Raw genomic sequence first — 14,502 nt, 5'->3', positions numbered from 1 at the left:
CGTGATGCAAAGGCCGTGCCACGTCAGCCGCGCGCCGCCTGCAGCGCCGCCCGCGTGGCTTCGGCCGCCGCCCGCGCGGCCTGGGCGAAGTCCGCGCCGCTGCTGGCGTACAGGATGGCGCGCGAGCTGTTGACGATGATGGGACCGCTGTCCGCGCCGGGCAGGCCGGCCTTCACGGTGGCCGCCGCGTCGCCGCCCTGCGCGCCCACGCCGGGGATCAGCAGCGGCAGCGTGGGCGCCAGTTGGCGCACGCGCTCGATCTCCTGCGGGTAGGTGGCGCCCACCACCAGGCCGAGCTGGCCGTTCAGGTTCCACGGCCCCTGCGCCAGGCGGGCGACGTGCTCGTACAGCAGCGGCTGGCCGGGCACGCTGGCCAGGCGCTGGTTCTGCAGGTCGTCGCCGCCGGGGTTGGAGGTGCGGCACAGCAAAAAGGCGCCCTTGCCCTCGTACTGCAGGTAGGGCGCGACCGAATCGAAGCCCATGAAGGGCGACAGCGTGACGGCATCGGCGCCGTAGCGCTCGAAGGCCTCCTTGGCGTATTGCTCGGCAGTCGACCCGATGTCGCCGCGCTTGGCATCCAGGATGATGGGCACGCCGGGCGCCACGGCGCGCATGTGGGCCATCAGCTTTTCCAGCTCGGCCTCGGCGCGGTGGGCGGCGAAGTAGGCGATCTGCGGCTTGAAGGCGATCACCAGGTCGGCCGTGGCCTCGACGATGCGGGCGCAGAAGTCGTGGATGCCAGCGGCATCGCGCGCGATGCCGGCGGGAAAGCGCGCCGGCTCCGGGTCCAGCCCCACGCACAGCATGGAGGCGTTGGCCGCCTCGGCGGCGCGCAGTCGTTCGATGAAAGTCATGGCGGCGATTTTAGGGCGGGCGCCAGCGGCTTTAAGCGTTTTTGGCCCTTTGCCAGCATGGATCAAGCGCAGACAGCTATCAATATAGTAGCGATCCACAACCCTCGGTTGACCGACGCCGCCGTGCGCCCCACCAGCGCCCGGCCGAACCGGGCTTGTGGCGACTCCATCTAGGACGCCGTGGCCGCCTCGGCCTCGCGCGCGGCCGGGTCAGCCGCCAGCTCGGCCGGCAGCCCGGCGAAGGCGCGCAGGGCCTGCGCCATGCGCGAGCGCGCCTCGTTGGCCGTCACGATCATGTCCACCATGGTGTAGGAGGCGTGCATCTGGCCGCGCCCCTGCCACAGCTCCACCGGCACCCCCGCGGCCTCCAGCGCCTGGGCGTAGGCCTGGCCCTCGTCGCGCAGCGGGTCGAACTCGGCGGTGGCGATGAAGGCCGGCGGCAGGCCCTGCAGCTGGCCGCGCAAGGGCGACGCGCGCGGGTCGCCGCGCTGCTCAGGCGGGCAGTAGCTGTCCCAGAACCAGTGCATGAGGGGGCTGGTGAGGAAGTAGCCGTCGGCGTTCTGCGCGTAGGACGGGCGGCTGAAGTCGCCGTCGGTCACCGGGCACGCCAGCAGCTGCCCGGCGATGGCGGGACCGCCGCGGTCGCGCGCCAGCTGGCAGGTGACGGCGGCGACGTTGCCGCCCGCGCTCCAGCCGGCCACCAGCAGCGGGCCGGGGCGCCCGCCCAGCTCGGCCAGGTGCCCGGCGATCCAGCGCGTGGCGGCATGGCCGTCCTCGGCGGCGGCGGGGAACGGGTGCTCCGGCGCGTGGCGGTAGCCCACGCTGACGACCACCATGTCGGCGCGGCGGCACAGGTCGTGGCAGAACGGGTCGTCCGACGCCTCGTCGCCCAGCACCCAGCCGCCGCCGTGGAAGTACACCACCACCGGGTGCGGCCCCGGGGTGGCGGGCCGGTAGAGCCGGTAGCGCAGCGGGCCGTCGGCGCCGGCCAGGCTGCCATCGACCACTTCGCCGATGGGCCGCCCGGCGGGGCGGCCCTGGTTGAGCTGGGCCAGCACGGCGCGCGCGCCGGCGGCGCCCAGGGTCTCCAGCGGCGGCAGGCCGGCTTGCGCCAGCAGGCTCAGCACCATCTGCGCGTCGGGCTGCAGGCGCGCGATCTCGCCGTCGTGGCACTGCTCGGGCCGGCCGGGGCCGGTGAGGCGAAAGCCCAGCAGGCCGTGCTCGACCACCGCGTTGCACAGGCCCCGGTACAGCCCGACGCCGCCGGTGTAGGGCATCACGCCCTGGACCTTGCCGGCCACGTTGGCGCCGGTGTACCAGGTGCCGGCCAGGTGGTGCAGGGTGAGGCCGGTGCATTCGTGCAGGTGGCGCGCCCAGCCGGCCTGCGCGGTGCCGGTGGCCTCACCCAGGTAGCTGCGCGGGCCCTCGGCCCACTCGCCGGCCAGCGTCCGGCCGCCGCGCCCGGTGATGGGGTGCACCGCCAGCATGGCGCCGGTCATGGCGTCGAAGCCGGTGGCGAACACGATGGCGTCCACCTCGACGTGGCGCGCGGCGGTCTGGATGCCGGTGGCGGTGATGCGCTGGATGGGCTCCTGGCTCAGGCTGACCAGCGTGACGTGGGGAAGGTTATAGGTGGCGTAGTAGTGGGTGTCCAGGCACGGGCGCTTGGCGCCGAAGGGCAGGTTCTTGGGCGTCAGGGCGGCGGCGGTGGCCGGGTCTTGCACCGTGGCGCGAATTTTTTCAGCCACCAGTTCGCCCACCAGTGCATTGCCCTCGACATCAAAAACCTGGTCGGCCCACAGCTGGGTGACGTAGCCGACCAGGTCGCCCGCTTCCCACGCCTGCTCGAAGCGCGCGCGGCGCTCGGCGTCGCTCAGCTGCCAGCTGGCGACCGTGAGCGGCGGGTACGGCACGCCGGCCAGCGACCAGCGCGCCTGCTCGCAGTAGGCGTCGCGGCTCTGCTGGCGCGCGGCCAGGCGGCCGGGGTCGGGCGCGCCGTTGCGCGCCGGCAGCGCGTAGCTGGCCGTGCGCTGGAACACCGTCAGCTGCGCGGCCTGCTCGGCGATCAGCGGGATGGCCTGGATGCCCGACGAGCCGGTGCCGATGACGGCCACGCGCTGGCCGCTGAAGTCCACGCCCTCGTGCGGCCAGCGCCCGGTGACGTAGGTAGCGCCCTGGAAGTCGGCCGCGCCGTCGATCTCGGGCGGCTTGGGCGAGGACAGGCAGCCCGTGGCCATGATGTAGTAGCGGCACGAGAGCGGTCCGGCGCTGGTGGCCAGCTGCCAGCGCTCCGCGCCCTCGTCCCAGTGCGCGGCGGTCACGCTGGTGTTGAAGCGGATGCCGGAGCGCAGGTCGTAGCGGTCGGCGACGAAGTTCAGGTAGCGCAGGATCTCGGGCTGCGCGGCGTACTTTTCGGACCATTGCCAGGCGCGGTCCAGCTCGGGGTCGAAGGTGTAGCTGTAGTCCATGGTCTGGATGTCGCAGCGCGCGCCGGGGTAGCGGTTCCAGTACCAGGTGCCGCCCACGCCGTCCGCCGTGTCCACCACCAGGGTGGAGAAGCCCGCCTGCCGCAGCCGGTGCAGCAGGTACAGACCGGAAAAACCGGCACCGACGACGACGACGTCGAACGACGCGCCCGTTTCATTCGCTTCAGCCATGTGTTGTCTCCTTATATCTTTCAAATAATTCAAACTTCAGTGGTCGAAGTGCAGGCAAGCACGTCGATCAGTGAACGGGTTGACTCGCCATTGCGCAGCCTGGGTCTCCTGCGAGCCCGAGCTCGAACCACAGCACAGGGCGCGCGGTGGTGGTCTTTTTGTTCTGCTGCATCCCGAATGGTTGATCGAACACATTTCGTATTCATAAGGCTGGGAGCCGGAGAACTGCTATGAGTGAACCTGTCTACGTGGGTATCGATGTCGCCAAGGCCAGCTTCGAGGTGGCTGCCAGCGGCGAGGCGCAAACCTTGAGTCTGGGCAACGACGAGGCGGGCCACGCCGAGTTGTGCCAGGTGCTGGTACCGCTGGCACCGCGCCTGATCCTGCTGGAGGCCACGGGCGGCCATGAGCGACTGCTGGCGCTTGCGCTGGCTGCGGCGGGCCTGCGCGTTTCGGTCATCAACCCGCGCCAGGCACGCGACTTCGCCCGCTGCACGGGCAAGCTGGCCAAGACCGATCGCATCGACGCGCAGGTGTTGCGCGGCTTCGCCGCCTTGCTGGACGCGCAGGGTCATGAGCCGCGTGCGCTGCTCGATGCGCAGCAGCGCGAACTCACCGCGCTGGTGACGCGCCGACGTCAGTTGGTCGCCATGCTGGTGGCCGAGCGCCAGCGCCTGGCGCTGGCCCATCCGAAGGCCAAGGCCAGCATCCTGGCGATCATGGATGCGATCGCCGCCCAGCTCCACGACGTGGACGGGCAGCTGCGCGAACACGTGCGGGCTCACCACGCTGACCTGGCCAAACTGCTGACCTCCGTCAAAGGCGTTGGCCCCACGACAGCCAGCACGCTCCTGGCGCAGCTGCCTGAACTCGGTCACCTCAACCGCAGGCAGATCACCTCGCTGGTGGGCTTGGCCCCGATGAACCGCGACTCGGGCACCTTGCGCGGGCAGCGTCATATCTTCGGCGGGCGCTCCGACGTGCGTCGCGTGCTCTACGTGGCCGCGCTCGTCGGTACACGCTTCAATCCAGTGCTCAAAGCCTTCTACGCAAAGCTGCTGGTGGCGGGCAAACCCAAGAAGGTCGCCCTCGTGGCCTGCATGCACAAACTGCTGATCATCCTGAACGCCATCGCTCGCACCAAGTCGCCTTGGCGCAACGAGATCGCAGGGATAGCTTGAGTTAGTCATTCAAGATGGTTGCTGTGTTTTTTGCGCGCCATGGCGCGCTGTGTGGAACGCCCGAGGGGCCCCGCCAAGCTATCAGAAGCGCGGCCTCCGCACAACTGCGGCGCGGCCCCGCGCCAGCGCCGGGCCGGCCGCGGGCGACCGAGCGCGGGATAACGGCCCGACAGGCTCCTAAAATGGCCGGCTCCCTTCTCACGCCACCGCCATGCAGCGCCCTACCCTCAAACCCCAGGTTCCCAATTTCTCTTCCGGCCCCTGCGCCAAGCGGCCGGGCTACGACGTCGCCGGGCTCGACTTGTCCGCCCTCGGCCGCTCGCACCGCTCGGCGCTGGGCAAGAAGCTGCTGGGCGCCTGCTGCACCGAGACGGCGCGCCTGCTCGGCCTGCCCGCCGGCTACCGCGTGGCGGTGGTGCCGGCGTCGGACACCGGCGCGGTGGAGATGGCGATGTGGTCGCTGCTGGGCGCGCGCGGCGTGGACATGCTGGCGTGGGAATCGTTCGGCGCCGGCTGGGTGACCGACGTGATGAAGCAGCTCAAGCTGCCGAACGCGCGCAAGCTGGAGGCCGGCTATGGCGAGATCGTCGATTTCAGCCAGGTCAACTTCGACCACGACGTGGTCTTCACCTGGAACGGCACCACCAGCGGCGTGCGCGTGCCCGATGGCGACTGGATCCCCGACGACCGCGCCGGCCTCACCATCTGCGACGCCACCAGCGCCGTCTTCGCCATGGAACTGCCGTGGCACAAGCTGGACGTCATCACCTTCTCGTGGCAGAAGGTGCTGGGCGGCGAAGGCGGCCAGGGCATGCTGATCCTGGGCCCCCGCGCGGTCGAGCGGCTGGAAAGCTACAGCCCGCCCTGGCCGCTGCCCAAGATCTTCCGCATGACCTCGGGCGGCAAGCTGAGCGAGAGCCTGTTCAAGGGCGACACCATCAACACCCCCAGCATGCTGTGCGTGGCCGACTACCTGGACGCGCTGGCCTGGTGCGACGGCCTGGGCGGCGTGCCGGCGCTGATCGCGCGCAGCACGGCCAACCTGAAGGTGATCGAGGACTTCGTCGCCGCCCACCCGTGGATCCACTTCCTGGCCAAGACCGAGGCCACGCGCTCCAACACCAGCGTGTGCCTGACGCTCGACCTGCCCGAGGACAAGGTCAAGGCCCTGGCCAAGCTGCTGGAGAGCGAGGGCGTGGCCCTTGACATCGGCGCCTACAAGGACGCGCCGCCCGGACTGCGCATCTGGTGCGGCGCCACGGTCGAGCAGAGCGACCTGCAGGCGCTGATGCCCTGGCTGGCCTGGGCTTACGAACAAATCAGGGCCTAGCCAGCGCCAACATTGCGCGAGCAGCTATGAAAACAGGAGAGACAAGCGCATGTTCAGGATCAAGACCTACAACCAGATCTCCGTCAAGGGGCTGGAGCGCTTCGCCCGCGACCGCTACGAGGTGGGCAGCGACATCGGCCACCCCGACGCCGTGCTGCTGCGCAGCCACAAGCTGCAGGGCGCGCCGGTGCCGCAGTCGCTGCTGGCCGTGGCGCGCGCCGGTGCCGGCGTCAACAACATCCCGGTGGACGACTACGGCAAGCAGGGCATCGTGGTCTTCAACACGCCCGGCGCCAACGCCAACGCGGTGAAGGAGTTGGTGCTGGCCGGCATGCTGCTGGCCACGCGCGGCATCCTGCCCGGCATCGCCTACGCGCAATCGCTGGCCGGCATGAGCGACTCGGCCGCCATGCACGCGCTGCTCGAAAAAGAAAAAGCGCGCTTCGCCGGCGGCGAACTGCGTGGCAAGACGCTGGGCATCGTCGGCCTGGGCGCCATCGGCTCCATGGTGGCCGACATGGCGCTGGCCATGGGCATGAAGGTGCTGGGCTTCGACCCGGCGCTGTCGATCGACGCTGCCTGGCGCCTGTCCAACGCCGTGCAGCGCATGGAGAACCTGCCCGCCCTGCTGGCGCGCTCCGACTACGTGAGCCTGCACGTGCCCGCGCTGGACGCCACGCGCCACCTCGTCAACGCCGCCGCGCTGGCCGGCATCAAGCCCGGCGCCGTGCTGCTCAACTTCGCGCGCGAGACCATCGTGGACCCCGCCGCCATCGCCCAGGCGCTGGACGGCGGGCGGCTGGGACGCTACGTGTGCGACTTCCCCGAGCCCGGGCTGGCCGCGCACCCCAAGGTCATCGCCACGCCGCACATCGGCGCCAGCACCGAGGAGTCGGAGGAGAACTGCGCCGTGATGGCGGCCGAGCAGCTGATCGACTTCCTGGAGCACGGCCACATCGCCAACAGCGTGAACTACCCCGCCATCCGCATGGACCGCACCCCCGGCGCCGCGCGCATCACCATCGCCAACGACAACGTGGCCGGCGTGCTGGGCCATGTGCTGTCGGTGCTGGCCGAGGCCCAGCTCAACGTCATCGACATGACCAACCGCAGCCGCGGCGAGCTGGCCTTCAACATCATCGACGTGGCCAGCGCGCCGGCGCCCGAGGCGATCGCGGCCATCGCGGGGGTGGCGCATGTGATTCGGGTGCGGGTGGTGTGAGGTGCCTTCTAAAGCCCGTGTCACAAAGAATTGTGATCTGACCCCAATTTTCCTTAACCGGCTTTAGCCGCGAACAGCGCCAGCCTATCATGCAGCCTTTTCTCGCCCATTTCCTTGTAGGAGCCCCCGTGACACCACACCGCGCTGCGCTGCGTCGCCACCTGAGCACCCTGGCCCTGGCCGCCGCGGCCGTGGTGGCTCCCGGCGCGGCCCACGCCGCCACCTTCAGCTACAGCAGCAGCGGCAGCGACCCAGTCGTCCCCATTCCCGATGGAGGAGCAGGATCGAACACACCCGGCACCCAGGTCAGCGCGCCCATCACGGTATCGGGCTTGCCCGGCAACGTGAGTGCCTTGACCGTGAGCATTGACGGCAGCGCTTGCACGGCCAACGAAAACGCCACCACGGTGGGCATTGACCACTCCTGGATAGGCGATCTGGTGATCCAACTGCGTTCGCCAGACGGAACCGTGGTTCCGCTGATCAGCCGGCTTGGCCGCACCGGTGAAGACTTCGGCTACGACGCCAACAACTTCTGCGGGCTGACCCTGGACGATGCCGCCGCCACATCCATTCAATCGGCCCCCGAGGTGGAGCCCATCACAGGCCCCTGGCGGCCCAACTCACCCCTGAGCGCCTTTATGGGCGAAACCGCCAACGGCCAGTGGGAATTGCTGGCACAAGATTTCTCGCGCGGAGACACAGGCAACATCCGTGCCTGGTCCATCCACCTGGATGCAGCCGCACCCGAAGCCGACCTGTCCATCCTCCAATCGCCCACGACCGCCACGGCCACGGTCGGCGGCACGGTGACGTACACGCTGATGGCCCACAACGCTGGCCCGTCCGCCGCCACCGGCGCCACCGTGGCCGACACGCTGCCGGCCGGCTTGACGAACGCCACTTGGACCTGCGCGGGCTCGGGCGGCGGCACCTGCACCGCGTCGGGCAGCGGCGCCGTGGCCGATACGGTGAACCTGCCGGCTGGCGCATCGGTCGTCTACACCGTGACGGCCACCGTGAACGCCACCGGCGCCCTGAGCAACACCGCCACCGTGGCCGCCCCCGCTGGCGTGGTCGATCCGACCCCCGCCAACAACAGCACCGGCGGCACGGTGACGGCCTCGGCCGCCGCGCCACGGCCCGTTCCCTCTCTGTCGGCAGGCGCGCTGGGCCTGCTCGCGGGCCTGCTGATGCTGGGCGCACGGCGCCGCCGCGTGCATTGATGCGTCCAGATCAACGGAAATTTTGATCTGACCCCATTTCTGTCACCATTTCTGTCATCTCGTGGCCAATCCGCGCCTCACGAGACTGCGGTGGGCGCGGTTGAAATCAAGTGATGTTTTTAAAGTTACTCAACATTAGTAATTTAACAAACAACGCTATAATTTTCGCATGAACCCCATTCGCAACCCGTTCGCCCCCGGCGCTGGCACGCCGCCACCGGAACTCGCGGGCCGCGATGCCTTGCGCGAATCGCTGCATGTCGCGCTGGAGCGCGCCCGCCTGGGCCGCCCCGCCAAGAGCGCCATGCTGGTCGGCCTGCGCGGCGTCGGCAAGACCGTGCTGCTGGACCGGGTTCGGGATGATGCGGAAGCCGCCGGCATCCACAGCGTTCGCATTGAAGCGCCCGAAGGCCGCTCACTGCCGGCCCTGCTCGCACCGCAACTCAGGCAGGCGCTGCTGCGGCTGAGCCAAATGGAAGCCGCCAAGGCCTATGCCATCCGCGGGCTGCGCGCGCTGGCGGGCTTCGTGGGCAAACTGAAGCTCACCTACAACGACATCGAGGTGGGTCTGGACTACGACGCCGAACCTGGCCTGGCAGACAACGGCGATCTGGAGCACGACCTGCAAGCACTGATGGAGCAGGTCGGGCTGGCGGCCAAGGCGGCCGGCACGGCGCTGGCCTTGTTCATCGACGAACTCCAGTACGTCGAGGAGGATCAGCTCGCGGCGCTGATCACTTCGCTGCACAGAACCGAACAGCGGCAGTTGCCCGTGGTCTTGGTCGGTGCCGGGCTACCGCAGCTGCGCGGGCGCATGGGCAATGCCAAGTCCTATGCCGAGCGGCTGTTCAGCTTCCCGGAGATCGGCCCGCTCACCGCCGACGCAGCGCGCCTGGCCATCAGTAAGCCGCTGAACGATGAAGGCGTGCGGATCACGGACGAGGCCTTGGCCGAAATCCTGCGGGTGACCCAAGGCTATGCCTATTTCCTGCAAGCCTGGGGCAGCCATACCTGGCTGGCGGCGGCAGGCTCGCCCATCGGGCTCGCGGACGTGCAGTCGGCCTCCACGACCGCCGTTGCCGCACTGGATGAAAGCTTCTTTCGCGTCCGCTTCGACCGCTGCACGCCCAAGGAGAAGAAGTACCTGCGCGCCATGGCGGAACTGGGAGAAGGCCCCCACCGCTCCGGCGACATCGCCGCATGCATGAACGCCAAAGTCTCTTCGCTGGCGCCGACGCGCAGCTCGCTGATCGCCAAAGGCATGGTGTGGAGCCCCAACCATGGCGACACCGCTTTCACGGTACCCATGTTCGATGCATTCATGAAGCGCATCATGCCCGGCGATGACTGGCGATGACGGGCTGGGCCAGTAGGCGCTTGTCACGCGGGCCTTGGAGAAATTTTTATCCGATCCCGTTTCCACTGCCAACCCAAGAAATGTTCTCCGACCTCAATTGCCCCACCAATTTCCCCAGTTCAGGACGAAGCCATGCAGGCAAGGCGCGGGCTGTGGAGCGAAGGGCGTGCGGTGGCACCCTGGGCCTGGCGCAGGGTGCCCGCTGATGATTCCAACCCTGCGCATAAAGAAGATCGACCAGGGCGAGCACCACGGCCAGATCATGGATGACCGCGAGTTGCTGGGTGAAGTTTCAAACAAATAGACAAAAGGAGAGCCCGTGCAAATCTTCGTCAAAACCCTCACAGGCAAGACCATCACCCTAGAGGTTGAGTCAGGCGACACAATCGAGCAGGTCAAGCAGAAGATCCAGGACAAGGAAGGCATCCCGCCAGATCAGCAACATCTCATCTTTGCAGGAAAGCAGCTGGAAGACGGCAGGTCATTATCCGACTACAACATCCAGAAAGAGAGCACCCTGCACTTGGTGCTGCGACTGCCGCCTCCAGAGGCCGCGCCAGAAGCAACGCTAGCACCCGTGCCAGCCATATCACCTATGGGATTGGCCTCGACTGCCCTACTGATTGGGGTTGTGGCCGTGCTGAGGCGTAGGCGGTCTCGCGGGGGCTAGGTTGGTCAGGACGAGAAATGGGGTCAGATGAAATTTCCTCCATGACAGCCAACCTTCACGCCTCTGCAGCCGACTACCGCCAGTGTGGAAATGGTGGAAATGGTGGTGAAAATGGGGTCAGATGAAAATTTTCACCCCTTTGCTTGCTTTACTCATCACGCTGGCGGCAGCGCTTGAGAAGCGGCGCGTCACGCCTTGCACTCGGCCACCCATTGCGCGGGCGTGCGGATCGGCCCTGGCGCGTCGTTGGCGGCGAGCAGGAGGGCATCGCCGGTGACCAGGGTCGATCCGGGGCAGGCGGCCAGGAGATCCCACAGCATTTGATCCTTGGGGTCGGGGGCCTGCCGCGCGCCCGGGGCAGCTTCGACGACGATGGCGTGCTGGGCCAGGTCGGTCAGGATGAGGTCGATATCGGCCTCGGCCAGGCGGTGCCGTGCGCTGATGCGCGGACGCAGCAGCACCGCACGGTATTCGGCCAGCAGCGGTTCGGACAGGGCGAAGGGAAACCGGGCCAGCAGCATGCCATCGAGTACGCGCGCCACGGGCGACTGGTGTGCCTGCGTCAGCAGGGCGGCCACGACGACGTTGGTGTCAACGATGTCGCAGCGCGCGCTCACTGCGCGCGTCGGCGCGCGCGCACCGCATGCTGCTCGTGCAGCGCCAGTTCGACGGCCGGCGCATCGTCCAGCGCGCTGGCGGCGCGCGCGCGCTGCACCAGGGCGATGGCCTGTTCGCGCGGCTTGATGCCGTAGTGATCGAGTGCCGCGTCGATCAGCCGCCCGATGCTGCTGCCGCGTTGGGCCGCGGCTTGCTTGAGCGCGCAGTAGCGCTCCTCGGAGAGGGTGATGGTCAGGCGGCTCATGCGGATGCGGGGTGGAATGATGAATGATGCGATCTTGCACCAAAGCACCATGTCACACAAGCGCCGTGCCGTTGAGGGGGACATGGGGGTCAGATGAAATCTTATTCCCCGCGTGCTTGGCCTGCCGCTGGGTCGCCGGACTGGTGGAAGTCGGCGACGGCGGCGGCTGACGGCAATCACGCCATCCGCTTGCCCCAGGCGGCCATCTGCCGCTGCCAGGCGCGCAGGGCCGGCGCCGGGTGGGCGGCGGTGCTGGCCATCAGCTGGGCCAGCAGGGCCTGCTGTTCGGCGCTGGGCGATTCCGGGAAGACGGGGCGCACGAACACGATCTGGTCAGGCCGCGCGCCCTGGTGGCCACGGGCGGCAAAGCCCAGGCCGGCCAGGGTGTATTGCAGGCAGCCCTGGCGCAGCGCCAGCGGGCGCGGGCCAGCCAGGGTGGGCACGGGCACTTCGTGGCCGGCGATCCAGGCAAAGCCGTCCACCGGCAGTTCGCAGCGCAGGGTGCCGTCGGCATCGACGTGGAAGAAAGGGTGCGCCAGCCATTCGACGTGGATGTCCAGGTCGGCCGGCGGCGCGGCGGCGCCGACGCGCGTACGCGCCACATGCAAGCGCTCGCCGGGGCGCAGGCCGGGCGGAATGCGTACCTGCACGCGCCAGGCGTGCGCGCGGCTGCCACTGCCGGCGCAGGCGGGGCACTCGTGGCGCACCCGGCCGCTGCCGTCGCAGGCGGCGCAAGCCACGATTTCGCCCAGCCAGCCGAAGAAGTTGCGCCGCGTCTGGCGCCCGCTGCCGCCGCAGTGCCGGCAGCGCGCGGGCGTGCCATGCAGGCCGCTGCCGCCGCAATCAGCGCAGCCCAGCGAGGCGCGGCCGCGCAAGGTTTTGACGCAGCCAGCGGCGGCTTCTTCGAGCGTGAGCCGCACGCGCCGGCTGATGGGGCGGTGCGGTGTTTCGGGGCTGGGCCGGGCCGCTGGCGCGGGAGCGGGGGCCTCGGCTTCGGGCGGCGCCGGCGCGGCAAAGGGCTCCCAGTCCACCGGCGGGGCAAAGCCGGCGTCGCGGATGGCGCCGAAGGCGCGGTTGATGCGCTGCATGCGCAGCACCGCCTCGGCGCTGGGGTTGCGGTCGGGGTGCCACTGCGAGGCCAGGCGCCGCCAGGCGGCGCGCACTTCGCGCTCGGTGGCGGCATCGGGCAGGCCCAGTTCGGCGAAGGCGGTGGTCATGGGAGGGGCGTTTGCAAGAACTGAAGTCGGGCGGCAGGTGGAATTGTCCCTGACCTGGCGCCTGCCCCTGGCGGTTGAGAGGAAATATGATCTGACCCCAATTTTCCCTTAATTTCCCCAGCCGTGGTAGTGCAACACGTCCGGTCCACAACGGGGAGATCGGCATTCACATCGGCTAGGTAGATTCGTGAAAATTTTTCTGCCACCTCTCTACTACCGAGAGGTGGACAGACCATTATCTATTCACTTATTGAAAGCTTCTTGCAGGTCCGCCTTACTCGTCACTCCGTTTTGCAACAGCAGCATCAGTAGTATGCGTGCTTTGGGTGCCTTCAAGTCGTCAGCCATCACGGCTCCTGCATCGTAGGTAGTTTTTCCGCCACCTGCGTAGCCGTAGTTCGCCATCACCCGGCCATTCGGAACCCTGGTCGATACAACCACCGGGACGCCCTTTGAAATCGCATATTTGACAGCCTCATACAGGGATTCGTTCATGTTGCCCATGCCTGCGCCTTGAACAACAATTCCCTTGACTCCCCTGTCCACAGCGTTGCGTAGGGCAACGCCATCCGCTCCGCCGTACATGGGGACGATTTCGACGTCAGGCATCTTCTCTGTCCTGATCGGCACATGCTGGCGGCGCACTGGCGCATTTGCGTACATCACCCTGTCCGGGTAAACCTCGCCCAAGAAGCCAAATTCACCTGAATTAAAAGTTTCGACGTTGGCTGTATGAGTCTTGGTGACGTATCTTGCCGAATTGATTTGATTGTTCATTGCCAGCATGACACCTTTGCCCTTCGATGATGGGTCAATCACGATTCGAGTGGCATTCAGCAGGTTCCGCGGCCCATCAAAATCCGGAGCAGACGCGTTGCGCTGAGCACCGATGAGAACGACTGGCTTTTTCACATCGAGCGTGACGTCCAACCAGTATGCTGTTTCCTCCAGCGTGTCCGTTCCATGAGACACGATTACGCCAGACACATCGGCTCTGTCCAGTGCGGTCTGAACCACTTTTGTCAATTGAACCCATCGAGTTGGATTCATGTAGTCCGACGGAACATTGGAGATATTATTCACCTCTATCGTGGCGTATTTGCCAATATCAGGCACAGTAGCCAAAAGGTCATCGCCATTGATCGCTGGCACAGGAGCGTTCTTAATGGGGTCAATTTTCATGGCGATCGTTCCGCCGGTAGCAACGAACGCCACTATAGGCTTTGACTGAGCCCAAACACTTATTGAGCTGATGAGAAGTGCCGTAAAGAGAGTAAGTTGAACGGGTTTGTTGGACATACGTCAGACCTTAAAAATGGTAAAGGGCTGCGCATGATTTATACGCAGTTGGTTGGACCGGTACAACCGGTTGTACCGGTCTCTAAAATGTATCAGGAAATGAGGCGGCTCGAAGGACCAGAATCAAGCAATGGGAAATGGAGGGAAATGGAGGGAAATGGGGTCAGATGAAATATTATTCCTCACGGCATTCCGACAGCCGACTTCCCTCTTCACAGAATGCCTCACACCGAAGGCCCGGCTTGTTTGAAGGAGCGTACCGATGGAAACACAGCAACCGCGCTCCGATAATTATCGAACTGCATTTGTCTTCATCTAACCCCATTTCTCTCCATTTTTCCCCGCGATAGCACACGACCCTCATGGAAGACACCCTCCATCCTGCCGGCCGTAAAGCATCCTCCCCTGGCTTCATCCAGATGGGCGAAGCGCTCCTCACCGACACCAAGCCCCAGCACGCCTCCATCGGCAAGCTGGTGAAGATGTGCCAGGCCTCTCTCCGTGGGGAAAACCTCAGGGTCAGATTAAATTTCCCGCTGGCGTTCATCGAGCGGCAGCGGTAGTCGAGCGGTTGTCCCGGTGTACGCCACCGTCTGCCACCGCGCCCATCTGCATGACCCCGTCCTC

Annotated in this window: 13 protein-coding genes; 7 read left to right on the top strand and 6 right to left on the bottom strand. The window is 66.9% G+C overall.

The window, feature by feature from the left end:
- Window positions 1-23: 23 nt before the first annotated feature.
- The gene (pyrF, locus tag IPG65_RS07095; protein ID WP_293188537.1) at window positions 24-854 is read right to left on the bottom strand and encodes an orotidine-5'-phosphate decarboxylase; all 831 of its coding nucleotides are present in this window, start codon (window positions 852-854) and stop codon (window positions 24-26) included.
- Between the two features lie 170 nt (window positions 855-1,024).
- Entirely contained in the window at window positions 1,025-3,511 is a 2,487-nt protein-coding gene (locus tag IPG65_RS07090) for an alpha/beta hydrolase fold domain-containing protein (RefSeq protein WP_293188536.1), read from the bottom strand.
- A gap of 230 nt (window positions 3,512-3,741) precedes the next feature.
- On the opposite strand from IPG65_RS07090, the gene IPG65_RS07085 reads away from it, so the two are divergent.
- The 6 genes from IPG65_RS07085 (at window position 3,742) to IPG65_RS07060 (ending at window position 10,497) form a co-directional block, all read left to right on the top strand.
- Entirely contained in the window at window positions 3,742-4,692 is a 951-nt protein-coding gene (locus IPG65_RS07085) for an IS110 family transposase (RefSeq protein ID WP_293188396.1), read from the top strand.
- Window positions 4,693-4,903: 211 nt separating this feature from the next.
- Complete coding sequence (locus IPG65_RS07080; protein ID WP_293188535.1) at window positions 4,904-6,022, top strand: phosphoserine transaminase; 1,119 nt, start codon at window positions 4,904-4,906, stop codon at window positions 6,020-6,022.
- 49 nt (window positions 6,023-6,071) lie between these two features.
- Window positions 6,072-7,244 (top strand): 3-phosphoglycerate dehydrogenase family protein, encoded by a 1,173-nt coding sequence (locus IPG65_RS07075; RefSeq protein ID WP_293188534.1) that lies wholly within the window; start codon window positions 6,072-6,074, stop codon window positions 7,242-7,244.
- A 128-nt stretch (window positions 7,245-7,372) separates the two neighbouring features.
- A complete protein-coding gene (locus tag IPG65_RS07070) occupies window positions 7,373-8,470 on the top strand; it encodes a proprotein convertase P-domain-containing protein (RefSeq protein ID WP_293188533.1) in 1,098 nt (365 codons plus the stop codon).
- A 169-nt stretch (window positions 8,471-8,639) separates the two neighbouring features.
- Window positions 8,640-9,827: an ATP-binding protein gene (locus IPG65_RS07065; RefSeq protein WP_293188532.1), complete on the top strand. Its 1,188-nt coding sequence runs from the start codon at window positions 8,640-8,642 to the stop codon at window positions 9,825-9,827.
- A gap of 319 nt (window positions 9,828-10,146) precedes the next feature.
- Complete coding sequence (locus tag IPG65_RS07060; RefSeq protein WP_293188531.1) at window positions 10,147-10,497, top strand: ubiquitin-like protein; 351 nt, start codon at window positions 10,147-10,149, stop codon at window positions 10,495-10,497.
- Between the two features lie 188 nt (window positions 10,498-10,685).
- Here IPG65_RS07060 and IPG65_RS07055 read toward each other — a convergent pair whose 3' ends face one another.
- The 4 genes from IPG65_RS07055 to IPG65_RS07040 form a co-directional block, all read right to left on the bottom strand.
- On the bottom strand, window positions 10,686-11,114 hold the full coding sequence (locus IPG65_RS07055) for a putative toxin-antitoxin system toxin component, PIN family (RefSeq protein WP_293188530.1): 429 nt from the start codon (window positions 11,112-11,114) through the stop codon (window positions 10,686-10,688).
- Window positions 11,111-11,359, bottom strand: a complete 249-nt coding sequence (locus IPG65_RS07050; protein ID WP_293188529.1) for a CopG family transcriptional regulator — start codon at window positions 11,357-11,359, stop codon at window positions 11,111-11,113. The genes IPG65_RS07055 and IPG65_RS07050 overlap by 4 nt, the downstream gene beginning before the upstream one ends.
- A gap of 176 nt (window positions 11,360-11,535) precedes the next feature.
- Entirely contained in the window at window positions 11,536-12,576 is a 1,041-nt protein-coding gene (locus IPG65_RS07045; protein ID WP_293188528.1) for a DnaJ C-terminal domain-containing protein, read from the bottom strand.
- Between the two features lie 243 nt (window positions 12,577-12,819).
- Window positions 12,820-13,875, bottom strand: coding sequence for an asparaginase (locus IPG65_RS07040; protein ID WP_293188527.1), 1,056 nt, complete (start codon window positions 13,873-13,875; stop codon window positions 12,820-12,822).
- Between the two features lie 362 nt (window positions 13,876-14,237).
- Here IPG65_RS07040 and IPG65_RS07035 point away from each other — a divergent pair, with 362 nt between their 5' ends.
- On the top strand, window positions 14,238-14,438 hold the full coding sequence (locus IPG65_RS07035; protein ID WP_293188526.1) for a hypothetical protein: 201 nt from the start codon (window positions 14,238-14,240) through the stop codon (window positions 14,436-14,438).
- Window positions 14,439-14,502: the final 64 nt, after the last annotated feature.

It is taken from the genome of Ottowia sp. (assembly GCF_016703145.1).
Lineage (GTDB): Bacteria > Pseudomonadota > Gammaproteobacteria > Burkholderiales > Burkholderiaceae_C > Ottowia.
Note: the sequence above shows the minus strand (reverse complement) of the source record. Positions and strands in the feature narration are given on the sequence as shown.

Coding starts and splice junctions, on each gene's coding strand:
- IPG65_RS07040 (WP_293188527.1), bottom strand. CDS start 13,875: ATGTCCAACAAACCCGTTCAACTTACTCTCTTTACGGCACTTCTCATC.
- pyrF (WP_293188537.1), bottom strand. CDS start 854: ATGACTTTCATCGAACGACTGCGCGCCGCCGAGGCGGCCAACGCCTCC.
- IPG65_RS07090 (WP_293188536.1), bottom strand. CDS start 3,511: ATGGCTGAAGCGAATGAAACGGGCGCGTCGTTCGACGTCGTCGTCGTC.
- IPG65_RS07050 (WP_293188529.1), bottom strand. CDS start 11,359: ATGAGCCGCCTGACCATCACCCTCTCCGAGGAGCGCTACTGCGCGCTC.
- IPG65_RS07035 (WP_293188526.1), top strand. CDS start 14,238: ATGGAAGACACCCTCCATCCTGCCGGCCGTAAAGCATCCTCCCCTGGC.
- IPG65_RS07080 (WP_293188535.1), top strand. CDS start 4,904: ATGCAGCGCCCTACCCTCAAACCCCAGGTTCCCAATTTCTCTTCCGGC.
- IPG65_RS07065 (WP_293188532.1), top strand. CDS start 8,640: ATGAACCCCATTCGCAACCCGTTCGCCCCCGGCGCTGGCACGCCGCCA.
- IPG65_RS07045 (WP_293188528.1), bottom strand. CDS start 12,576: ATGACCACCGCCTTCGCCGAACTGGGCCTGCCCGATGCCGCCACCGAG.
- IPG65_RS07075 (WP_293188534.1), top strand. CDS start 6,072: ATGTTCAGGATCAAGACCTACAACCAGATCTCCGTCAAGGGGCTGGAG.
- IPG65_RS07085 (WP_293188396.1), top strand. CDS start 3,742: ATGAGTGAACCTGTCTACGTGGGTATCGATGTCGCCAAGGCCAGCTTC.